The 22,774-nt window shown below is 51.4% G+C and carries 18 protein-coding genes and 1 pseudogene; 10 read left to right on the forward strand and 9 right to left on the reverse strand.

Annotated elements, in window-relative coordinates; translation table 11 throughout:
* Positions 1–47: 47 nt before the first annotated feature.
* Complete coding sequence (locus tag QQK89_RS07655) at positions 48–1,175, forward strand: YecA family protein (protein WP_284237931.1); 1,128 nt, start codon at positions 48–50, stop codon at positions 1,173–1,175.
* A gap of 35 nt (positions 1,176–1,210) precedes the next feature.
* Here the strand turns inward: QQK89_RS07655 and QQK89_RS07660 are convergent, their stop codons facing one another.
* The gene (locus QQK89_RS07660) at positions 1,211–2,068 is read right to left on the reverse strand and encodes a chemotaxis protein (RefSeq protein ID WP_284237932.1); all 858 of its coding nucleotides are present in this window, start codon (positions 2,066–2,068) and stop codon (positions 1,211–1,213) included.
* Between the two features lie 143 nt (positions 2,069–2,211).
* Positions 2,212–3,096: a LysR family transcriptional regulator gene (locus QQK89_RS07665; RefSeq protein WP_284237933.1), complete on the reverse strand. Its 885-nt coding sequence runs from the start codon at positions 3,094–3,096 to the stop codon at positions 2,212–2,214.
* A 129-nt stretch (positions 3,097–3,225) separates the two neighbouring features.
* On the opposite strand from QQK89_RS07665, the pseudogene QQK89_RS07670 reads away from it, so the two are divergent.
* Positions 3,226–4,485: pseudogene (locus tag QQK89_RS07670) on the forward strand (MFS transporter); the annotation flags it as partial.
* Positions 4,486–4,530: 45 nt separating this feature from the next.
* Here QQK89_RS07670 and QQK89_RS07675 read toward each other — a convergent pair.
* Positions 4,531–4,893 carry a winged helix-turn-helix transcriptional regulator gene (locus QQK89_RS07675; protein WP_284237936.1) on the reverse strand — a complete coding sequence of 121 codons (363 nt, stop codon included), beginning with the start codon at positions 4,891–4,893 and terminating at the stop codon, positions 4,531–4,533.
* A gap of 140 nt (positions 4,894–5,033) precedes the next feature.
* On the opposite strand from QQK89_RS07675, the gene QQK89_RS07680 reads away from it, so the two are divergent.
* Positions 5,034–5,387 carry a DoxX family protein gene (locus QQK89_RS07680; protein WP_284237937.1) on the forward strand — a complete coding sequence of 118 codons (354 nt, stop codon included), beginning with the start codon at positions 5,034–5,036 and terminating at the stop codon, positions 5,385–5,387.
* 79 nt (positions 5,388–5,466) lie between these two features.
* On the opposite strand, the gene QQK89_RS07685 is transcribed toward QQK89_RS07680, so the two are convergent.
* The gene (locus QQK89_RS07685; protein ID WP_284237938.1) at positions 5,467–6,501 is read right to left on the reverse strand and encodes an S-layer homology domain-containing protein; all 1,035 of its coding nucleotides are present in this window, start codon (positions 6,499–6,501) and stop codon (positions 5,467–5,469) included.
* Between the two features lie 375 nt (positions 6,502–6,876).
* Between QQK89_RS07685 and QQK89_RS07690 the strand changes: the two genes are divergently transcribed.
* On the forward strand, positions 6,877–10,116 hold the full coding sequence (locus QQK89_RS07690; protein ID WP_284237939.1) for a LamG-like jellyroll fold domain-containing protein: 3,240 nt from the start codon (positions 6,877–6,879) through the stop codon (positions 10,114–10,116).
* Positions 10,117–10,142: 26 nt separating this feature from the next.
* On the opposite strand, the gene QQK89_RS07695 is transcribed toward QQK89_RS07690, so the two are convergent.
* Entirely contained in the window at positions 10,143–11,003 is an 861-nt protein-coding gene (locus tag QQK89_RS07695) for a LysR family transcriptional regulator (RefSeq protein WP_284237940.1), read from the reverse strand.
* A gap of 127 nt (positions 11,004–11,130) precedes the next feature.
* Between QQK89_RS07695 and QQK89_RS07700 the strand changes: the two genes are divergently transcribed.
* On the forward strand, positions 11,131–11,640 hold the full coding sequence (locus tag QQK89_RS07700; protein ID WP_284237941.1) for a GNAT family N-acetyltransferase: 510 nt from the start codon (positions 11,131–11,133) through the stop codon (positions 11,638–11,640).
* Positions 11,641–11,662: 22 nt separating this feature from the next.
* Here the strand turns inward: QQK89_RS07700 and QQK89_RS07705 are convergent, their stop codons facing one another.
* The 3 genes from QQK89_RS07705 to QQK89_RS07715 are packed head-to-tail and all read right to left on the reverse strand — an operon-like array spanning position 11,663 to position 14,344.
* A complete protein-coding gene (locus QQK89_RS07705; protein ID WP_284237942.1) occupies positions 11,663–12,139 on the reverse strand; it encodes a hypothetical protein in 477 nt (158 codons plus the stop codon).
* A 16-nt stretch (positions 12,140–12,155) separates the two neighbouring features.
* Complete coding sequence (locus QQK89_RS07710) at positions 12,156–12,854, reverse strand: response regulator transcription factor (RefSeq protein WP_284237943.1); 699 nt, start codon at positions 12,852–12,854, stop codon at positions 12,156–12,158.
* Entirely contained in the window at positions 12,851–14,344 is a 1,494-nt protein-coding gene (locus QQK89_RS07715) for a sensor histidine kinase (RefSeq protein WP_284237944.1), read from the reverse strand. Before QQK89_RS07715 ends, QQK89_RS07710 begins: the two co-directional genes overlap by 4 nt.
* A gap of 285 nt (positions 14,345–14,629) precedes the next feature.
* On the opposite strand from QQK89_RS07715, the gene QQK89_RS07720 reads away from it, so the two are divergent.
* A complete protein-coding gene (locus tag QQK89_RS07720; RefSeq protein WP_284237945.1) occupies positions 14,630–17,164 on the forward strand; it encodes a beta-mannosidase in 2,535 nt (844 codons plus the stop codon).
* A gap of 187 nt (positions 17,165–17,351) precedes the next feature.
* Here QQK89_RS07720 and QQK89_RS07725 read toward each other — a convergent pair whose 3' ends face one another.
* The gene (locus QQK89_RS07725) at positions 17,352–18,635 is read right to left on the reverse strand and encodes an amidohydrolase family protein (protein ID WP_284237946.1); all 1,284 of its coding nucleotides are present in this window, start codon (positions 18,633–18,635) and stop codon (positions 17,352–17,354) included.
* Between the two features lie 222 nt (positions 18,636–18,857).
* Here QQK89_RS07725 and QQK89_RS07730 point away from each other — a divergent pair, with 222 nt between their 5' ends.
* From QQK89_RS07730 to QQK89_RS07745, 4 genes are read left to right on the forward strand one after another with little or no spacing between them, the layout of a single operon-like run.
* On the forward strand, positions 18,858–20,087 hold the full coding sequence (locus QQK89_RS07730) for an amidohydrolase family protein (RefSeq protein WP_284237947.1): 1,230 nt from the start codon (positions 18,858–18,860) through the stop codon (positions 20,085–20,087).
* Entirely contained in the window at positions 20,071–20,829 is a 759-nt protein-coding gene (locus tag QQK89_RS07735; RefSeq protein ID WP_284237948.1) for an ABC transporter ATP-binding protein, read from the forward strand. Before QQK89_RS07730 ends, QQK89_RS07735 begins: the two co-directional genes overlap by 17 nt.
* A gap of 24 nt (positions 20,830–20,853) precedes the next feature.
* Positions 20,854–21,729: an ABC transporter permease gene (locus QQK89_RS07740; protein WP_284237949.1), complete on the forward strand. Its 876-nt coding sequence runs from the start codon at positions 20,854–20,856 to the stop codon at positions 21,727–21,729.
* A gap of 34 nt (positions 21,730–21,763) precedes the next feature.
* Positions 21,764–22,759: an ABC transporter substrate-binding protein gene (locus QQK89_RS07745; protein ID WP_284237950.1), complete on the forward strand. Its 996-nt coding sequence runs from the start codon at positions 21,764–21,766 to the stop codon at positions 22,757–22,759.
* The last annotated feature ends 15 nt before the right edge of the window (positions 22,760–22,774 follow it).

Raw genomic sequence — 22,774 nt, forward strand, 5'->3', positions numbered from 1 at the left:
AGGAATGGTGTGAGGGTTTGGAATTATTAATAAAAGAGTTGCAGAAGTTGAATGTTCAGAACGCGATGAAGGGCGAAGTTAAGACCAAGCTGGCCGAGATTTTGCCAACGCTGACCAAAGACAAGCTGAATCTGCTTGCCGGCAATTACGAGATCAAAGGCCGTTCGAAGATGAAGAAGCAGGAGTTGGCGGATGCCGTCCAAGCCGCGATCGTCGATAAGGAAGAGCTAGCGCTGGCCTTGCGAATGACGGGCGAGAAGGAATGGGAGCTGCTTCAAAAGCTTCTGTCCGTTCCTTATCTGCAGGATGATACCGTTCTGCCGGGGGCTACTTTTTTCCTGATTAATGCAGGGCTGATGTACTCGTTCTATGAGGAGGACAAGCTCTATTACGTCCTGCCGGAGGAAGTAAAGACAGCCTACGCGGACGTTGCTCTGCCAACGCTTCTGAAGGAACGCGAGCGCTGCCAGCAAGTTAACGCCTACATTCTTGCCGCTATGAACTTATATGGCGTCTGTTCGTTTGAACAGCTGATCAAGATTTATAACGAGCAGAATGAGGATGGGCTGGACGAGGCGGAACTGATCCGGATTTGCGTCATGTTCGCAAGACGGGAGCAAAGCTGGCATGTGGATGGCGGCATGTTGATTGCGGATTATTTCGATGAAGACAATCAAGAGGAATTGGACGGGCTGCTGGCTAGCGTTGCCAATAAGCCGTATTATGTGCCGGACAAACAGGAGTACCTCAAGTACGCGGTATATGGATACTATGAGGAAACGCCTCAATTGGCGGGGCTCGAGCAATACATTCTGCAATATCTATGCGAGGATAAAGGGCTAGTCCAGAACCTCGTCTCCGAGATTCAATTCCATTGCTCGATGGCTAAGCCGATCGAAGAGATTCTGATGGGCTTCGAAGAGCATGGGATTGAGCTCCCGGCCGGAGACCAGCTGCAGATGATCGTTCATCTTGTCATTAACGTATACAACAACACCCGGATGTGGTCTAACGCCGGCTTCAAGCCTGTTGAATTAGGGGGCGGCAGCCCGTCGGCCGATCCGCTTCGCAATGTGGTGCCCGCTAAGCCCCAGCAAGCCGTGTCGACCAAAATCGGCCGGAACGAGCCTTGCCCTTGCGGCAGCGGGAAAAAGTATAAGAAATGCTGCGGATAACAGAAATGACCTTATCGGAAGCAAAGCCCGGCCTCTTATGGCCGGGCTTTTTCGTAATAAACCTGCAGCGTGCTTAAGGAATGAACAATCCGGGTAATGACCGCTTCCGTCTCGAAATATTTGCGATGGGAAAATGGCGTCCAGCTTAAGAAGCCCGGACATTGCACTTCAAGGTCTGCGGTGACTACCTTCTCATATCGATCATTTAACGGCTTAATCGGATAGGCGATAACGTCATCGGTATCATAGAAGTTCACCCATTCTCCGATGCCAAGCCCTTGGAAGGGCGCGGCGGGAACTTCGATCGGCACGCCAAAGTCCTTGAAGCGCAATGCCCATACGGCAAGCGGACTGCCAAGCGTGTAGAAATGCGTCAGCGTCTCTCCCCGCACCAGCTTGGATGGATTCTCCCCGATTGCCTCAGCGGCTTTGGAAGTAAGTTTGCCGTTCTGAAGATCATAGAAGAAATTGCTCGATATGATAGAACCTAAGCTGTGAGAGATGATGCATAACGGGGCATCTTGTCCGGCATCTTCGGATAAGCGCTGCAAACAGCAGGCGAAGCGCCGGTGAATTTCATCGTAAATATAATCATCGGGAGTGGGATCATGTTCCCGCGGTACCGCTTGGTAGGCAATCGCTTCGCCCAGCTGGTTCACGAAGAATGGGCGGAGCCGCAGCCATTTGGCCCAGCGGAGCTTTTTCCCCTGAATCCGGGTCCATAACCTCGCTTCCAGCCGGTTCACTATATCCCCCCAGTAAATACCCTCAACATAAAGCTTGACGTCCGGATTAACGACAGCCATGTGCTCGGACAGCTTCTTTGCCAGATCGACGTAAAAATCTTCCCTGCTCTGACCGATCCCATGGATGACAGCAACTGCAATTTTCACAGGGACAACCCCTTCCCAGTACGGAGTTCATACTGTAATGTATTCGCATACATTCGCTTTCGTTAAAGGGTGGAAGGCAATTTGGACGAACAGCAGGGAAGATTATGCCGCCTCTTCGAATTGGTTAGGTTCCCCCATGCACGCTATAGCTTCCCGAAGAAGTGGGTGGCGAACTCGCGGAAGTGGACGGCTGCTTGGGACAGGTAATGCTTCTTGTTCCAAGCGATGCCGAAGGTCCGGCGGCAGACGGGATCGACGATTTTGAGCTGGACGGTGCCGGGGCTGGAGGCACGGTTGCCTAGCGAGAGCGGAAGAGCGAAGGTGATGCCAAGCCCCATCTCGACTAGAGTTTGCACCGAGCTTGCTTCCTCCAGTTCGAAGGCAATACGCGGCTCGAACCCGGCTTTGCGGCAGAAGTCATCGGTGATTTTACGGAAATTAGAATGAGAAGCTAAGGCGATAAACGGTTCGTTAGCTGCTTCGCTCAGCGCGATGCTGGATCGGGAAGCGAACCGGTGCCCCTTCGGCACCGTTAGGCATAGTTCTTCCTCGGCTAACGTCAGCCACTCGATATCCGGTCCGGTAATGGCCGTGGAGGAGATGCAGAAATCAATCTCGGCGTTGTCGAGCTCGTTCTTAATCTCTAGGGCGGAGCCAAGCTGATGCTGAATAATCCGGACATGCGGATGCAACGTCAGAAATTCCTTCAGCATCGTTGGCAGGACGTAAGGCAGCGTAACCGAGATCGACACGGTGCCATGCTCCAGCCCGGCCATGTCGGTTATTTCGCGTTCGCCTTCTTCAAGCTCGAGAAAAGCGCGTTCGACGCGGCGAAGATACGTTTTGCCAAAAGCATTGAGCTTCACATGCCGGCCCTGCCGCTCAAAAAGCGGTACGCCAAGCCGCTTCTCGAGCCGGTTGATCGAGTTGCTGAGCGAGGGCTGGGAGACGTTCAGCTCCTTTGCGGCTTTTGTTATATGCTCATGCCGGGCGACGGCTTGGAAATATTTTAACTGGAGAAATTCCACGCGGATCAAGCTCCTTATATAACTTTCATGTGATGATTTCATTATAAAATAAGTATTATACTTTATGAATTTCTAATTTTATAATGATTCAGCATATAGAAAGCTTCAAACAGGGATGGGAGAGCGTTAACCTTGCTTAGAGAGAAAATATGGACGCGGAATTTCGTCACCATTTGCGTGAGCAGTTTTTTCATGTTCCTGACCTTTTATGTCTTAACGACGGCTTTTCCGCTGTATGTAAGGGATAGCTTGCATGGCAATCAGCAGCAGATGGGGCTGGTCATTACGATTTATGTGCTTGGCGGCGTGCTGATCCGTCCGTTCTCGGGCCAATGGGTCGACCGCTTCGGAAAAAGAAAAATGGCGATCATCGGGATGGTTATTTTCCTGATTGCTTGTCTTAGTTATTTCGGGACAAAAGGAATTATATTGTTCCTTATCGTCCGATTCATTCACGGCATGAGCTATGCGGTGGCTTCAACGGCGATGAGTACGGTGGCAGCAACGATTGTTCCGACCTCCCGGCAAGGGGAGGGGATGGGTTACTACACGATGTTTATGAGCATCGCGATGGTAGTAGGGCCGGCACTTGGGCTGTTCCTGTGGCAAGACAAGAACATTAACGTGCTGCTGCTCGCCATTTGCGTGATTGCCGCTGCGTCTCTTGTGTTTGCCGCATTGCTTCGGATGCCAGGTGAGAAGCGGTCAAAAGAAACTGCGGTTGCAATCGCCGCCGAAGCCGAACAACCGGAACCTGCCGTTACAGTTACATCAGCTGCAAAAAGCTCGGTTCTCAGCCGTTTTGTCGAGCCGGCAGCTCTGCCGATCTCGCTCGTTGGCTTTATTCTTTCTTTTGCTTACAGCTCGTTATCCAGCTTTATGGCTTCGTTTACCGATGAAATCCATCAATCGCAAGTAACGGGGACGTTCTTCATGGTGTTTGCGGTCATGATTGTGGCGTTCCGGCCGTTAATCGGGAAAATATTCGACCGTTATAAGGAACACTATTTGTATTATCCCGGCGTTGGTTTGTTTGCGGTTGGCATGTTCCTTCTCAGCCAGGCCCATTCCGCCGCCATGGTCTTGTTCGCGGGCGTTATTATGGGAATTGGATACGGCGCTTTATTGCCTTGTTTCCAGACGCTTGCGATCAAGCTATCGCCCGAGCACCGGCGGGGCAGCGCAAACGGAACCTTTTTCCTCATGTTCGATCTTGGTTATGGGCTAGGCTCGTATTTCATGGGGATGGTGGCTTCCTTCACGGATTACCGCATGATGTACTTCGTGGCTGGCATCGTTACCCTTGTTTGTGCGGGCGGTTATTACTTGCTCCATCATCGTCCCCGCGCGAGACTGTTGGTAGGCAGTCAAAAAGCAAATGCAGCTTAAATAAAGAAAATCCCCACGTCGCGTGGGGATTTTCTTTATTTAAAGCTATTTCGTTGTACCGGCTGCTTCTTCGCCCGAATCCTCTCCGTACAGCTCGTTCAGATGCTGCAGATGCGCGACGCCCCAGTCATTCATGGCTTGAAGGAGAGGAGCCATCTTCATGGCGTATTCCGTAATGGAATATTCAACTTTCGGAGGAATTTGCATATAGATTTTACGGTGAATGATATCGTGATATTCCAGCTCGCGTAATTGGGAAGTCAGCATTTTCTTCGTGATATCAGGCAGCGCCCGTTGAAGCTCGCTGAATCGCATGGTACCGTTGGAAAAAAGCTGATACATAATAACGGGCTTCCATTTGCCGACTAGAATCTCCAAAGCGGTCTCAACCTTGCAATTATCGGCCATCGTAATCCCTCCAATCCCAGTCAGGGCGTAAGGTATCTTTTTGGATACTAGGTTTATTTCAAGTGCCTACTTCCATTGTCTAACCCTTGGGCATTATTATAGCGCTATAAACAAGAGAGAATCAAGGAGGTTATTTAAAAATGAATATTGTATTATGGATTGCGCAAGCTTTGCTGGCGTTAATGTTTATCCCGGCAGGCGTTATGAAAACCTTCCAACCGGGTACAGTAAAAACTAAGATGCCGTGGGCGAAGGATGCTTCTACCGGGTTTGTAGTCTTCGTTGGTTTGTCGGAGCTGCTTGGCGGATTGGGCTTGATACTGCCATGGGCACTCGACATCGCTTCTGTTCTGACTCCAATTGCGGCTATTGGTCTTGCTGTCATCATGTTGTTCGCGGCGGTATTCCATGCTAGACGTTCGGAGTACGGAAGCATCGGCATGAACATTGTGATGCTCGCGATTGCTGTATTTGTAGCCATTGGCCGCTTCTAAGAAGCACGTTGTCGTTTCAATTATAAAATAGCAAGAAAGAGGGTGCTGCTTCGCGCAGCACCCTCTTTCTTTGTCTAGTTTAGTTCTGATCGTAATAGTTCAGCAGCAAAGTGACAGCTTCTGCTCTTGTTGCGAAAGCATCAGGTTCAAACCGGTTGTCTCCTCTGCCTTGCATAAGCCCAAGCTCATAGGCTTTGGCCACCGCAGGCTTAGCCCATTCCGGTATCCGGTTCGCATCGGCAAACGCGGGCACCGCTGAATCATCCCATGACTCCCCGCTTGCTCTTATAACCATTGCGGCAATTTCCGCTCGACTGACAAAGCTGGCCGGACGGAAGCTGCCATCTTTGTATCCATTTACGATACCCTTCGCGGAAGCTTGTCCAACCGCAGCTGCCGCCCAAGCCGGAATATCTTTGGCATCTGCAAAAGAGGCTGTTCCGGCAGGGCTCTCCGTGACAACCGGTTCAATCATTCGAATGATCATGGCCGCGAATTGTGCGCGTGTTACGTTCTCGTTGGGATGAAACCGGCCGTCGGAATATCCCGTCACGATCCCCAGTGCCGCGGCTCTTGCCGCGGCTTTTTCCGCCCAATGTCCTGTCATATCCGTAAAATGACTCGATCCGGAGGCGATAACGACCTTTAACGGAGCTGTGGCCGAAACGGATTCTGCTTGCACGGCGCTATTAATAACCCTTGCAGATTGAAGGCTGATGGAGGAGGCACCTTCTTTAATGCCCTTAAAGGTAAACGTAGCAAGGACGGAGGTTCCGTCGATCGCTTTATTTACCGAACCAACAAGCGAGTGCGCAAAAGTAATGACTCCATCTTTGTCTTGGGGGGTTACCGACATCCCGGACCAGCTCGAATCAGCTTTCACAAAACGGAGTTTCCCGGTATCATAGGCCAGCTTTAACTCAAAGCCATAGGCATCGTTCAATGAGCTGGCGGTTACTCGAATTTGAATCTCTTCGCCTGCGGCCGCTCCGTTTGGTTTAGCCGATAAAACAAGTTTTGTTTGTGTTGCTGCAGCGTCCGCCGCCGAGCTTGCCATCGGATAAACCAAACAAAGACAAAACACGAAATAAAGAAATAACTTTCTAGCCTTCATTTCCATACACCATCCTTAAGTAGATTATCTCCATCACACTATAAGCCTGGTTGTTTAACTAACTATTAAATCAAAGTGAATAATTTGTATTTATTTGTATTTATTTGCTTTTGGTTGTTTTGTTAAATCGGTCGACCTTAAGAAAATGTACTTCTTTCTTCTATTTAAACTGTAGCTGCCTTGGAGGGTAATAGCTTCAAATAACCTTAATGTGGCAATTACACAAGGAAAACAACCCATATTTATAATTAAAACTAGATTAAAAACAATGCAATACAACTTAATACACTTTTAATTGGAGGTGAACAGGGAAGAGAATGCGATCGTTTTGCTCTGCCATGCATTAAACCATTATTTTAGGGAGGATAACCGTAAATGAAATCCGCAACCAAAAAAGTGCTTTCAACTGTATTGGCCGCATCACTGCTCTTTCCTGCTTCCGGGCTTTATAATCATCATGCCTATGCGGCTGTAATTGATTCCGATAAGCAGCTGCAGCTGCATTTGGAGAACAACACGCAAGATAGCTCTCCGAAACTGCTGAATGTGACCACAGTCGGCAACCCTTCATTTGTAAAAGGCAGAGTTGGACAAGCAATATCCATTAGTTCCACCAGCTCGAATAAGCAATATTTGAGTTTAGGAAACCAGGTACAGCTCGGAACTTCTCAGAACTTCAGTATTTCTTTCTGGGTCAAAGCATCAAGCGTTACGGGCGACCCTGCTCTCATCTCTAATAAAAATTGGGCCAGCGGCAGTAATGCCGGCTACGTTCTGGCGCTCAAAGGAACAACACTGAAATGGAACTATAATACGCAAGGCGGATCCCGCGTTGATGCGGATATTCCGGGAGTCGTGAACGGCGCTTGGCAGCATATCGTCATTTCTCATGACCGTGCGAGTGGAAGAGTCGATTTTTATAAAAATGGCGAGCCCGTTGCGGTGTCCAAGGCATATGGCGATTACTATAACGGCATTACAAGCGCTATGAGCATCGGAACCCGCACTGGTACGCTGGATTCCGGACTGCCAACCAACATAGGCAATGACGGTACGGGGAATTACGGTATACCTTTGGACGCTCAGCTAGATGAAGTTATGTTTATTAACCGGGCTGTTACGCCTGAAGAAGTAGCCGAAATTTATAAGGAAGCTCCTCCCGTTGAAGTGGACACGACCTTTAAAGGGACGCTTTCGTTCGTAGGCGCGTCGGCAACCGTACAAGGCTCTGAATTCACGGAAAATCTGGATCTCCGGACGCCGGACATGACGGGTCCAATCGATACGATCAAAGCAGAGATTGCTTATGATGCGGATAAGTTTGATTTTGTCTCGGCAACCAAAGCGACTTCCGTGGACAGCTCTGTACCGGGCGTATTGAAGCTGACTCTGCCTGGCAGTGGAGTCTACAATGTTGCGAATCCGCTTGAATTTGCAAAGTCGGCCGTCTCCAAGCTGACGTTTAAAGCCAAAGCGCAAGGCGGCAGCGGCAACCTTAGCGTAACAAAAGCGGAGTTCTATACCGGCGGGGCGAAGTACGACAATGAGTCCTTGACGGCCCTGCCTAAAAGCGTAGCCATCAACGCAAAAAGCGATGAAGATTTGAATAAAGACGGCCATATTACAGTAGGAGACGTTGCGCTAGGAGAAGGCTTATCGGAAAGCGAGCTTACAGCCATTGCGGATCATGCGGCGTTTATGCCATATAAGCGCGTTGTGGTCATTGGCATGGACGGAGCGGGCGTTTCCGTTACGCCAGACGCTCCATACTGGGAAACAAGCAGCTCGCAGAAAGGCAAAGTCGGCAGTTTATTAAATATCCCGTCCATTCGCAAAATTATCGAAGGCGGAGCTGCATCGTATTCCGCGCAATCGACCCTTCCATCGAGCTCTTCGCCGAACTGGGGGGCCATGATCAGCGGAGTCGATTATTCCAAGCATTTAATCGACAACGATATTAGCGGTATCTATTCGTACAGCGAAACATCGCAGTATCCATCCATGTTCAAAAAGCTGCGGGCGGCAATCCCAACCGCTAAGCTTGCCGCATTTACAACCTGGAGCAATATTATTACGGGCCATATTGAACCATCCGTTGGCGTAGAAGGCCATTCGGTAAGCGATGAAGAGGATGTAGCGGCATTCAAGCAATATGTGGCGGAGGGCAAAGCGGACGACTCATCCCTGATCTTTTTCCAATTGGATGATTTAGACCATGCCGGCCATACTTACGGTTTTTACACGAAAAAGTACTTTGAGCAGCTCAATAGCATGGATCATTTGGTAGGAGACATTTATGGGGCGCTTGAAGATCGCGGATTGCTTGAGGACACGCTAATCCTGATGGCTACCGATCACGGGGGCGGCACGGAAAACGCCAACGGCACGCTCGGCAGCTCCACCTCGCACGGTCAAGATTCGCCGCTGGCCAAAACGACGTTTATTGCCGCAAATGGCCGTACCGTTGCGAAAGATACAGGGAAAGAAAAGATTTTGCAAGGCGGAACGACGAAGGATATTGCCGCTACCGTGTTGACGGCACTGAACGTAAACGAGCCAATAGGCGATTCCAAGACGATTAACGGCATGTTTGTCCCGCAGACCGAGCAAAACGATGCTTCAGCGGGTAATCTGACATTGGTGAAGCTGACCGATCCGGCATCGCAGCAACCAACCGCCTACGAGTTAACGGTGGATGATGCGGACGTTAAAGCGCTGGACGTAACGATTGACACAAACGGACTGGATTTCTCTTCCGTAATCCCTGCCCAAGACGGGGTGAAAATCATCCGTCAAGAAACGGAAGACGGAAAAGCTAGACTAATCCTCAAATCCGACGAGACGATTGCGGCGAATAAGCCAATTATCCGAATGAACCTTGCCCCTGGGGCAAGTGCTGCGTCCGCGCAATTGACGCAAGCCATGGCTGCTGACGAAGCGGGCAAGGAAACGATGCCTAACTTGAAGTTGGCCTCGCAAGAAGACGGCGGCGAGGTGGATCCGCCGATTACGGATGGTCCGCAAACAAGCTTAAGCGGCAGTTCATCCGTCACAGCGGGCTCTTCTTTTGCCGTGCGGGTTGGCTTGAACACAGGCGAGAACAACGTCTATGCCCAAGACATTACGCTCAGCTACGATCCGGCACTCATGGAATTCGATTCTGCGAAATCGCTCGCAGATGGCGTGGAGCTGCTCGAAACGGATGAGAGCAAGCCTGGGGAGATTCGTTTCTTGCTCGCGAGCGAAGGGCCGGACCATAGCATGAAGGGTGCCGAGGACGTGATTGAAGTGACCTTTAAAGCTAGTGACGTAACGCAAACCAGTACGGGCCATATTGCAGTGAAGTCCGCTCTCGTATCGGACGGAGACGGCAAAGAAACGGCCGCGTCTGTCTCAAGCCATGCGGTAACGATCCAGGCTAAACCGGCAGCTGATGCCAATGACATTAACGGGGATGGAAAAGTAAGCATTGGGGACTTAGCTATTATTTCAGCCCAATACGGCAAAACGTCCGCAGCTGCGGACTGGCAGCAAGTAGCAAGAGCCGACGTAAACAAAGACGGCGTCATTGATATTCTGGATATGATTTTGGTGGCGAAAAAAATAATCGAATAATGCAAAACAGGTGACTTCTGGCATTCTCAGGAGTCACCTGTTTGCAGTAGTTTAAGTCCAAGCTTAACGCTGTCGTGGTCCCTCAGATCCGTTAAGTAGGCGGCATAAGCCCGGATCGACGGAATGTCAAACGCGCAAGGCAGTTCAAACAAGGTTTGTGAATCGAGGTAAGGCTGTGCCACGGAGCGGGGAAGAAAACCGAATCCGGCCCCTTGCAGCAGTATCGTCAGCATAATCGTGGAATGGTCCGTTTCCAGAGCGGGGACAAAAGCCGGGCCAACAAGTTCCGCGAACCATCCGGGGAAAGGGGCTCCCCATGTAATATGGCAATACTCGGCTGAGCGAAAATCCTCCTTTTGCACGGGGCGGTCTCGGGGTTCTTTGGCTAGGAGCACAATCTCGTCCTCGAAGAGAAGTTGCTTGGTTACCTTCGGATGATCCGGTGGATCAAACTTGATGGAGAGATGCACGATGCCGTCGAGCAGCAGGTCGCGAATCATATAGTCCGGGTCAATGTTGCTCAGGAACTTGACGGCCACATTCGGGTGCTCCCGCTTGAAACGCAGGATGCCCGGCAAATAACGATAATGCCAGACCGATCCGGGCCCGCTTAGCACAAGCGAGTGCTCGAACGTGTCCGAGAGAGTTAATTTGCTTTCTTCAAACAGCCGCAGCATGCGCTCCGCATAAGGGTAAAAGGCAACGCCGGCCTTGGTCAGGCTGACGTTCCGGTTATCCCGTTCGAACAATGTTTTGCCAACGGCCGTTTCCAGCGCTTTGATACGGGCGGTAACCGCGGATTGGGAAATATGAAGATGTTCGGCCGCTTTCGTAAAGTTAAGCAGACGTGCGATTGCGATAAACGCTTCAAGCTGGGAGGAATCCATGAGGCTATCCTTTCATCATTCGAAATATCGATTATTATAACCTATATTATTCGTTATACAAATAATATGAAGGCGATTAAGATAGGGCTATGAAGCATAGGGAATGACTTGGACTGGAGGGAATCAAATGACTGAATCTCTTGTGATCGAACAATTAACGGCATTAGAAGCCTCTTTGGAAGAAATGGCGGAGCTGCTAATCCAGGTGGTGGAAGATGGGGCATCTATCGGGTTTCTGCCGCCGTTAAGCGTGGAGGAGGCAACGGCTTACTGGAAGAGCGTGCCGGATCCAAGCGTGAGGTTGTATGTCGCCAAGGTGGATGGCCGGATTGCGGCTACTGTGCAGTTGCAGCTATGCGGCAAGGCAAACGGCCTCCACCGCGCGGAGATTGCCAAGCTTATGACGCATCCGGCATTCCGGCAAAGAGGGATTGCCCGGCGTCTGATGTTGGCAGCCGAGGCGGATGCCGTGCAGGGTAATCGTTCGCTGCTTGTGCTGGACACGAGAGAAGGAGATCCATCGAACCTGCTGTACGCCTCGCTTGGTTACGAGCTAGCCGGCCGGATTCCTAACTTCGCCAGATCAGTGGGCGGCAGCTTGGACGCGACGATGATCTATTTCAAAAATATCGGATAAATGGACAAAACCCCGAACCTGATTAGGCCGGGGTTTTGCGTTTGCCGCCGGGCTTCCAGACGGATAACATATACATGATGATAATGGACAAGGTTTGCAAGGTTATGCCAACCATCAGCCAGGTATGGTGGACGGTGAGGCTGCCGTGATCGGAGATCCCTCGCAGCGTCCACTCGTGAAGCCCGATGAAGCCGATCAAGATCGCAACAAACGTCAGTGCTTCCTTGGCAATCACCCAATAATAGCGGAATAGTCCCCAGGAGGTCAGCATCGACAGCGCGATGCCGGTTACCGTTGTGCCAATGGTCGAGGCGCGTACGCTTGAGTCGGCTAGCAGATGCATAATGGAGTAGCAGGCATGCAGCACGTCGGGATCATCCGTAACGGATGCGGTTAGGGCAAGTATGATAAATACGACTTGCACGCCAAACATAATGGCCGCAAACAAAATATGAAGCAGTAATAATATCCGCCGCTGCTGCAAGGTGATTTTTTTCAAGCGCCAGCCTCCTCATTCAAATATTGAACCGGTATCCGACACCCCAAACCGTCTCGACATGTTGGGGCTTCGACGGATCGCGTTCGATTTTGTCCCGCAGCTTGCTAATATGGACGGTCACTGTCGCATGATCGCTGCCGATCGCGTCCATGCCCCAAATCCGCTCGAACAGATCCTCTTTGCGGAATACGCGGTTCGGATTCGTCACCAGGAAGAGCAGCAGATCATATTCCTTGGCGGTAAAAGGAACCTCGCGTTCATTCACGAACACCCGGCGCGATTGCTTCTCGATGCGGATGCCGTTCAGCCGTAGCTCGTCCTTGCGATGCTCGCTTTGTCCTTGCCCGATAAGCCGTTCATACCGCGACAGATGGGCCTTCACCCGTGCGACCAGCTCGCCAAGTCCAAACGGCTTCAGGATGTAATCATCCGCGCCTAATCCAAATCCCCGAATCTTATCGATCTCTTCTTTCTTGGCCGACACAATTAAGATGGGGACGTTGCTTGCCTCGCGGATCCTTCTGCATACTTCGTAACCGTCCATCGACGGCAGCATCAAATCCAGCAAGATCAGATTGTACCCGCCTTGGAGGGCCATCTCCAGCCCCTCGTCACCCCGCTCGGCCACGTTTACCTCAAAGCCGTGGGCCAGCAAATAATCTTTTTGTACCTCCGCGATAACGGGGTCATCTTCGATGATCAATAGCCGTTTCATGATCGGATCGATCCTCCATTCTCTAGATTGGCTTGTCTTTCCGCTGCCGGGAACAAGAGCCGAATCGTTGTTCCTTGACCGGGCGTGCTATGCGCCGAGGCGGTACCGCCATGCGCTTCCATGATTTGCTTCACAATGGCGAGGCCAAGTCCGCTGTTGCCTTTGCCGGGACTCCGCGACGATTCTGCCCGGAAGAACCGGTCGAATATGCGCGGCAGAGCATCTTGCCGGATGCCTTCGCCGTTGTCGACGACTTGCAGAAGATAGCTGCCATCCTGCTTGGCATCGAGTAGAAAATGCAGCTTCATAGGCGCCTTCTTCATATGTTGAAGACTGTTGTCCGCCAGATTCATGAGAGCCCTGTGCAGCTTTTGGCGGTCAGCCCGAATGAGGGCTGGTTCGTTCTCTTGGCCGTTGTTAAACGCAACATCGACCGAGCTGAAGCGGGGATTCAGCTGCAATTCATTAACGAGCTCAATCATATACGCGGTTAAATCTATGGTTTCCCAATGAAAAGGCAATTGGCCGCTGTCCAGCGTGGAATATAGCTGAAGCTCCTCGATCATCCGGTTCATTTCGGCTGTTTTGCCGGCAATCATTTGCACGTATTTCTGCCGTTTCTCTTCCGTATCGGCAATGCCGTCCCGCAAGCATTCCGTGCAGCCTTGAATGGCGGTAATAGGCGTCTTCAGATCGTGGGAGATGTTGGCGAGCAGTTCCTTGCGGCCTTGCTCCAGCTCCAGCTGGGCGGAGAGCGAGCCGCGCAGCCGCAGTCGCATCTCCTCGAAAGCCGCCCCAAGCTGTCCGATCTCATCTTGCCTCCGCAGCTCTACAGGATGGCCTAGATCACCTTCCCGAATATGGCCGGCTGCATTTTTTAATGCATATAGCGGCTTAATGATGCTGCGGGAAACGAGAAAGGTGAGTATGCCATTCGTAAGAATGAGCGCTCCCAGCAGAGTAAGCAGTACGAGCGGGAACAGCCGTTTGAAGAAGCCGGCCACCGGCTTCATATCGGTGACGATGACGAGCTTGCCGGAGCTGCCGTCCGGGCTCGAATAGGGGATGGCTTCCCATTGATCGCCGGTGGGCGGACCGGGATGACGCGCTGCATGATGCCCTTCATTTACTTCAGCCATAATGGCGTCCACGGACAGACCCGGAGAAGCATACCAGACTTCATCGCTTGCTATGATGATCATTCCCGCCTTAACTTCCTGAAGCTCGGTTTCCGTACTCGCGAGGAATGCCGAATCGGCGAGCAGCTTTGGATCATGCTCCGCTATGAACTTCAGTCCCGACGACAGCTCGCTCCGTCCCATAAACAATTCACGAATCGACGAGAGCGGGAAGGCATGCCCCGATTGTTCGCCGGGCGCCACGTCTTTTATAAATACATTTCCGATCAGCACAATGGCTAGGCCAAACAAAATAACCGGCACGGCAACCATTGCGGCGTAGGATAAAATCAGTTTTTTTCGGATGGACATTTAAGCAGCACCTCATTTCTTCTCCATTGTAGCCTGCCCTTTCAAATTTTCTATAAAATAAACCTGAAAAAAGTATAAATTAGTGCGGTATACAATTCATTCGGTCGTCCGTTATACTACATTCGGATACTACAGTTAGCAATTGAAGACAGGAATTATATACTTTTATAGCCCTTTGTAGGTGGTAATTCATATGGTTTATGCTTTCGAAGCATGAATCACCACAAACCGGCTGCGCATTAGCCAGCCTTTTGTAGGTGGTAATTCATTTTAGGAGGATTTCGAATGAGCGAGTTGAAATGGCACATTTCGGATTGGACGTTCAAAGCTAGCGAAGAGCAGCAATGGAATCCGGCTTTTGTGCCGGGTTGCGTGCATACGGATCTGTACAAGAACGGCCTTATTCCCGACCCTTTTGTCGGAACAAACGAGAAGGATCTGCAATGGATCGATAAGAAAGTATGGGAGTATGAATCGGTATTTGATGCCCCGGCTGAGCTAATGGCCCATTCCAAGGTGGAACTGGTGTTTGAAGGCTTGGATACGTATGCGGATGTCTACTTGAATGATGTGGCGATATTGTCCGTTAATAATATGTTCCGAGCCTGGACCGTTGACGTGAAGCCTTATGTGCTCGAGAAGGGCAATCGTTTGTATATCCGCTTCCGTTCTCCGATTGAAGAAGGATTAGCCAAATTGGAGGCTTACGGTCCCGTACTTCCGGCTCCCAATGATGATTCCGTTACCGGTGGGCTTGAGGATAAGAAGTTAAGCGTATTCTCGCGCAAAGCGCCGTATCATTACGGCTGGGACTGGGGTCCGCGGTTTGTAACAAGCGGTATTAGCAAGCCGGTGTATTTGAGAGGCTGGAGCGGCTCGATCATCCGAGATATGTACCTGCAGCAAGATGAGGTGACTGCGGCGAAAGCAGCCATAACCGCCATATTCGAGATTGAGTCCGAGACGAGCGGCGAAGCTGAACTTACGTTGCGGGCAGACGGCCAAGAGTGGGCTCGTCCAATTGTTCTTGAAGAAGGCGTTCAGACGGTGAACTTGCCGGTTGTCATCGAACAGCCTAAGTTATGGTGGTCGCGCGGTCTCGGCGAACCTAATTTGTATGCGTTTACAGCAGAGCTGTCGGTAGAACAAGAGGTGCTGGCGGAAGCTTCGGTTACAACAGGACTTCGCTCAATTAAACTCATCCGCAAACCGGACGAGCTTGGTTCTTCTTTTTATTTTGAAGTGAACGGTATTCCGGTATTTGCGAAAGGCGCTAACCATATTCCAAATGACAGCTTCTTCACGGAAGTAACGGATGAGCGGTACCGCCATGAGATTGCGAGCGCGATTGCTTCTAACTTTAATATGCTTCGCGTTTGGGGCGGAGGGCTATACGAGCAGGATATTTTCTACCGGTTATGCGACGAGAACGGCTTACTCGTATGGCAGGACTTTATGTTTGCCTGCAGTATGTACCCTGGTGACGACGCGTTCCTCAGCAGCGTTCGGGCGGAAGCGGAAGATAACGTACGCCGTTTGCGGAATCATCCGAGCATCGCGCTTTGGTGCGGCAACAACGAGATCGATACGGCGTGGTCGCAATATGTGGAAGACGGTGGCTGGGGTTGGAAAAAGTTATATACAAGCGAGCAACGCAAGCAGATTTGGGCGGACTACGAAGCGGTCTTCCATCAGGTGCTGCCGGAGGTTGTTGCCGCTATGGCGCCGGATATCGATTATTGGCCTTCTTCCCCAATGCAAGGCGTGACCGAAAACAGCCAGCAGCATGCGACGAACAATTCTTCGCACGGCGATATCCATTATTGGGCGGTATGGCATGCGCAGGAGCCGTTTGAACAATATAACCATAATATCGGGCGTTTTATGAGTGAATACGGGTTCCAGTCCTTCCCCGAATATAAGACCGTCCGCGCTTATGCGGAAGAGAAGGATATGGCGCTTGACTCGGAAGTGATGTTGCATCACCAGAAGAATGGCAGAGGCAACTTCCTGATTAAGGATTATGCGGACCGGTATATGAAAGATCCGAAAGATTTCCCTTCGTTCCTTTATATTAGCCAGGTGCTGCAGGCGGAAGCCATGAAGCAGGCGATTGAAGCCCATCGCCGGAGCATGGACTATTGCATGGGTTCGCTTTATTGGCAGATTAACGACTGCTGGCCGGTTGCGTCATGGGCAAGCATGGATTACTTCGGACGCTGGAAGGCTGCGCAATATTTAATTAAGAATAGCTTTGAGGATGTGCTGCTGTCCGTGGATCAGCAGGGGGATGCGACGAACTTCCATGTCGTGTCCGACCTTGGCCAGTCCGTCGATGCCGTGTTGGAGTGGAGCTTGCATGAGCTGGACGGCAAGCTACTGCAGTCCGGTTCCGAGACGATTGCCATTGGCGCTCGTTCCGCTAAGCTGGTGTTGTCGCTGTCGGCAGATCAGCTTGGCGATTATGTTCCGACTCGGACTGTGCTGCTGGGACGTCTTATTCAACACGGTTCGGAGCTGGCGCGTGCAGAGCATTATTATGTCTATACGAGAGAACTTGAATTGGCCGATCCGGAGATTGCGATTGAAGAAGCAGCCGGCAGCGAAGGAACGGCGTTTGTTCTGACAGCCGCTCGGTTGGCTAAGCGCGTATGGGTTCAAGCGGAAGAGGAAGGAATCTTCACCGATAACTTCTTCGACCTGATTCCAGGACGTCCGGTTACGGTGCAATTCCAGCAAAGAGCCGCTGACAATGTGCAATTCGCGCCGGCTACACCGGGTAAAGTTACCGTTCAGTCCATGTTTAACTATGCGAAATAACTAGATAGGATCGATGAAGCCCTTAAGGTCCCGCGGGACCTTAAGGGCTTGTTAATTTTCGGCGGATTAACTGCGCCGTTTGGAATAAGAACCTCGCAGGCCCTAAGGGACCTTAAAGTGTCCGAAGTGGCAGGCTAGAGCGCCAAAACGTACGTCGGCGGGAGAGTGCGCCAAGCCGCTGCCCCGGTTACCCTACCGTCTCCATGCTTAACCAATTATGCTGCTTCACTTCCGTTTGCGAGACGAGGCGTCCGCGTTTGTAGACGCGCTCCCGTTCCGGGCGCTCGTACAAGAGGGAACGAGCGTCTTTGGCGGCGCAGACGATGAGATCCGCATCGGCTCCAATGCGGAGCCCGTATTCGGTCAAGCCGAGAGCGTCGGCTGCGCCTAACGTAGCCATCCGCAAGAGCTGCATGGCATCTTTTGCGCTGCCGAGATGGGAAGTTTGGGCAAGCAGCAGGCCAACGTCGAGCGGGTCGGTCGTTCCAAACGGCGTAAAAGCATTTTGTACATTGTTGCTTCCGTAAGTCACGTTAACGCCATGCTCAAGGAGCGTGGAGATTGGCGTAAGGCCGCGATAGTCTCCCTTAAATTCCCCTCTGCCGTTCAAGTACAGATCCGTAAGAGGCAAGCTGATAACATGAATGCCTGCTTCGGCAATATCCGCGGCAATCCGCTTAGCATCCTCGCGGTCGGCAGCGCCAAGCGAAGTCAAATGGCCGACGCTTACCTTCCCTTGCATTCCATAGTGTTTGGTTGCCTCAATAACTTGCTTGATGGCAAGCTGCTGAGGATTATCGGAGAAATCCACGTGCAAATCCACAGGCAAGCCGCGTTGCTCCGCCATTTCAAATACATACGCAAGATGATCACTCAAATCCGTATCCATATACGTGATCCCGCCAATGACATCTGGCCCGAGCGCTGCGGCTTGCTGCATGAGCGACAGCATTCTTTCGTCATGGAATAAGCCGTCTTGCGGGAAAGCGACAACCTGCAAGTCGATAATCCCTTGTAGTTGCTGCCTCAGCGCAACCATAGCTTCCATAGAAGTTAATCCGATAACCGGATCGATCTCGGCATGGCATCGCATATGGGTAATTCCTTTGCTGACGGCTTGCCGGATCACTCGCATCGATCTTTCATAAATATCTTCCGCCGTAAAAGATTGCTTCAAACGAGAAGTCACCTCTATGGCGCGGCGAAGCTCGGTTACATCTTCGGCCATTCTTTCTAATAGAAGTGCTTTGTCGAGGTGAATATGCGGCTCTACCAGTCCGGGCAGCAACAGCTTTCCAGCCAGATCGTAAACCTCGATGCTTTCTGGCGCTGCTTCGGAAGAATCGGCGATATACGTTATTTTTCCGTCTTTTACTCCAACGTCTCTTAATTGGTTGGAATGCAAACCGGCTGACTTTGTAAACAAAATATCCAGCATAGCCATCATCCTTTGTGTTAGTTTATATGACATAAAATAACTCTTTCTATTATTATGCACACGGGCAATCGGGCTGGGTAGACGGATTGGAACGGTTTTTAGCTATGCACAAATGGAAGTGCTTCCTTTATGTTATGTCATAAAAGTTAACATACGCAATTGACGTTTTGGCAAAATGCCCCCATAATTCGAATGAGATTAGCCGATTACCTAACACGACAATTAGAGAAAGAAACTTTCATAGGGGGATGCATGATGGCTGAACGACAACTCATTCAACAAGTACTTATGAACGGCCGTATATGCACGCTAGTAATTGAAGAAGGCCGCATCACGGAAATAGGAACAGCGGATCTTCTGCCAGAACCCGGCGATTCGGTCTGGAACGCTAACGGTTTGCTGTTGCTGCCCGCCTTCCGCGATGCGCACGTTCATCTCGATAAAGCTTTTCCGACTGACCGATGGATTTCAAGAAAGCCAGTCTCCTCCATATTCGAGCAATTCAAGCTGGAAAAAGAGCTGCTCGCCGGCTGCAAAGATCGCCGTAAGGAGTTAGCGATCCAAACGCTAGAAGCGATGCTTGCATCGGGTACCGTTGAAGCGCGGGTGCATGTCGATATCGATCCGGATCTTGGATTATCCCATCTGGAGCTGATGCTTCAATTAAAAGAACAATATGCCTCGCGGATGGCCATTGAGCTCGTTGCCTTTCCGCAGCAAGGTTTGCTCCGTTCCCATTCAACCCCTTATATCCGGGAAGCGCTCCGTATGGGCGCCGATCTGGTTGGCGGGGTCGACCCGGCTGGCGTTGACCGCAATGTCGAACGTTCGCTCGCGACCATGTTTGAGCTGGCGGCGGAGTTTGATAAGCGAATCGATCTTCATCTGCACGACCCCGGACATCTTGGCGTATACACGATTGAAAAAATGCTGGACTATACCGCTGAAGCGTCTATGCAAGGCAAAGTAACCGTCAGTCACGCTTACGGCCTTGGCGAAGTAGACCCGTCAGTTGTAGCCGAGCTGGGCAGCCGAATGGCCGCTGCGGAGCTGGATCTGACAACAAGCGTCCCGTTTGATACCGCGATGCCGCCGGTACCGCTGCTTGCCAAACAAGGGGTGAAAATATCGCTGGCGACGGATCACACCGGACTGGACGCGTGGACGCCGTACGGCAATCCGGATATTTTGCGGCGCGGCAGGCTACTCGCCGAGAAGTACATCTGGAATGACGACTTGCGAATGTCATCGGTATTTGAGTGGATGTCCCGCGGCTCGCTGGAGTTGCAAGCGGGTGACGCAGCGGACTTTATTCTGGTGGAGGCGCTTAATGTCCCGCATGCCTTGGCGACTATGGCACAGCGGCAGCTGGTCTGCAAAGCGGGCGTGCCGGTAGCCGGCAGCTTATTGCAAGAAAACGGCAGGAGAGCCGCTTGGATGAACATACCGAAAGGGGAGCGAATGGCCGATGACTACAACGATTGATAGAAAGACAGCTACCGAGGCAGCGGAGGCGATCCGAATTCAGGACGCTGGCAAACAATACGAGAATGGCACCTTGGCTCTAAGCAATATTCATCTATCCGTTCATGAAGGAGAATTCGTCTCCCTCGTTGGTCCTTCGGGCTGCGGGAAATCCACGCTCTTGCGCATTATGGCGGGACTTGATCAGGCTACTTCGGGTAAGGTGCAAATTCAAAGCGAGCAAGCGAGTTTTGTGTTCCAGGAAGCGAACTTAATGCCTTGGCGTACAGTGGTGGCCAACGTTGCCTTACCTTTGGAAATAAGCGGCGTATCCGCCGCGGAACGCAAGCAACGCGCCCTTGCCGCGCTGGAGAAGGTCGGATTAACCGCTCACGCCGACAGCTATCCCCGGCAGTTGTCCGGCGGAATGAAGATGCGGGTATCCATTGCCCGCGCGTTAGTGTCGGAGCCAAAGCTGCTGTTCATGGATGAACCGTTTGGCGCGCTTGACGAGATGACGCGCCACCGGCTGCATGAAGAATTGCTGAACATCTGGATGAATTCCAATCTGACGATTGTATTTGTCACGCATAGCGTGTTCGAGGCGGTGTATCTGTCGGGCCGGGTCGTAGCCATGGAGGCGCATCCGGGAACAATCAAGCAGATTATTCCGATTGAAGAATCTTATCCGCGTACGAATGCCTTCATGACCTCTCCGCAATTCGGGGAGAAGGTTCGGGAGATCACCAATACGTTAACCTAATGGACCGGAAAGAGGTGGAGAGCGATGATACAAGCAAACGGACAGGTTTCGAAAGCGGTTGTGACGGCGCGAGCGCAGGAAGGTACTTCTTCTCCCGTGCGTAAGAAGAAGAACCGTTCGCTCCTGTACAAAACGATTACCCCAATCGCTTTTATAATAATTCTGATCGGCCTCTGGCAGCTTGGAGTTCGAGTCTTCGAGACGCCGAAATATTTGCTGCCGGCACCGTCCGATATATGGAAGGCAACCCTTAAGGGATTCCCGGATTTGATGCAGGCGGCGGGCAACACGTTTATTGCGGCATTGTTTGGTTTTCTTCTTAGCGTCGTGCTTGGTACGGCGGTTGCGCTGCTCATGATGGCGTCCAAATGGATTCGATGGGGCATTCAGCCTTACGCGGTTGTGCTGCAGACGATTCCGGTCGTTGCGATCGCTCCTTTAGTCGTCATCTGGCTGGGGCCGGGAATGAATTCGATTGTGTTCATCTCCCTCATCGTTGCGATCTTCCCGATCATCTCCAATACGAATCTGGGATTGTCGTCGACGGACCGCAACCTGATGCAGCTCATGCAGATGTATAAGTCCAGTACTTGGACGATGACGTGGAAGCTGCGGTTCCCGTACGCTCTCCCGTATATGCTTGGCGGCATGAAAATCTCAAGCGGCATGGCGGTCATCGGCGCCATTATCGGAGAATTCGTAGCCGGCATTGGCGGCGGAAAGGGCGGACTTGGCATGGCGATCACCTCGGCGGCCGTGCAGATGCAAACCTCGTTCCTGTTCGCTTGCACGATTGCGGCTTCGCTGCTCGGCATGGCATTTTACTTAACCGTCGCCGCGATTTCCCATTACTCCTTGCGTCACTGGCATGAATCGGCGATTCGTTCCGACAATGAATAGCTTCAATTAAATGATCCTATAGGGGGAAAAGACAATGAAGAAGTCGCTTGTATGGAAGGCCGGAATGATCGCAGCAGTAGCGGTATCCTTAACCGCTTGTTCCAGCAATGGTGGGAATAGCGCCGCTTTCTCGCCGGAAAAACCCGCAAAAGTCATTCAGCAAATGAGCTGGTTCGCGCAGCCGGAGATGGGCGGACACTTTGCGGCTTTGTCCGGAGACATCTACAAGAACGCCGGTCTGGACGTTACGATTCAGCAAGGCGGTCCCCAAATTTCCAACGTGCAGCTAGTCGCGTCCGGTAAAGTCGACTTCGCCATGTCGCAGGCGGATGAAGTGATTTTGGCCAGACAGGAAGGCATTCCGGTTGTGGCAATTTACGCGGATCTGCAGACCAACCCTCAAAACCTGATTTTCCATAAAGGATCCGGCATTAACAAAATCGAAGATCTAAACGGCCATAACGTCTACGTTGCAACGGGCTTCCCGTATTGGCAGTACCTCGCCTACAAATATAAGCTGAATGACGTGCAGGTGCAGACGTACAACGGTTCCTTGTCCGGATTTGTGGCGGATGACAAAGCCGTGCAGCAAGGGTACGCGACTAACGAGCCGTTTGTGTTGAAGGAGCAAGGTGTGGATGTAGACTGGTTCCTGAACGCGGATCTGGGCTACAATCCTTACGGCAACGTCGTTATTACGACCGAGAAAATGATTAAGGAAAATCCGGAGCTCATCAAAGCTTATCTGAAGGCAACAACCGAAGGCTGGGATTATTACTACGAGCATGGCGATGAAGTGAACAAGGTCATCAACAGTTACAACAAGGATTACGCTCTTGACCATCTCGCTTATGCGCAAGGCGTGGCGAAGGACTTTGTGTTTGGCGGCGATGCTGTGGAGCACGGAACGGGCTACATGTCCGAGGATCGCTGGACAACGCTGCTGGGCCAGATGAAGGAAGCGGGTCTTGTGACGAAGGATATGAAGGCGGACGAATTTTATACGAATGAGTTTTTGCCGAAAAAATAACAAGCGGCGGGTTCC

Origin of the sequence: Paenibacillus glycanilyticus, assembly GCF_030161375.1 — a bacterium.
Lineage (GTDB): Bacteria > Bacillota > Bacilli > Paenibacillales > Paenibacillaceae > Pristimantibacillus > Pristimantibacillus glycanilyticus_B.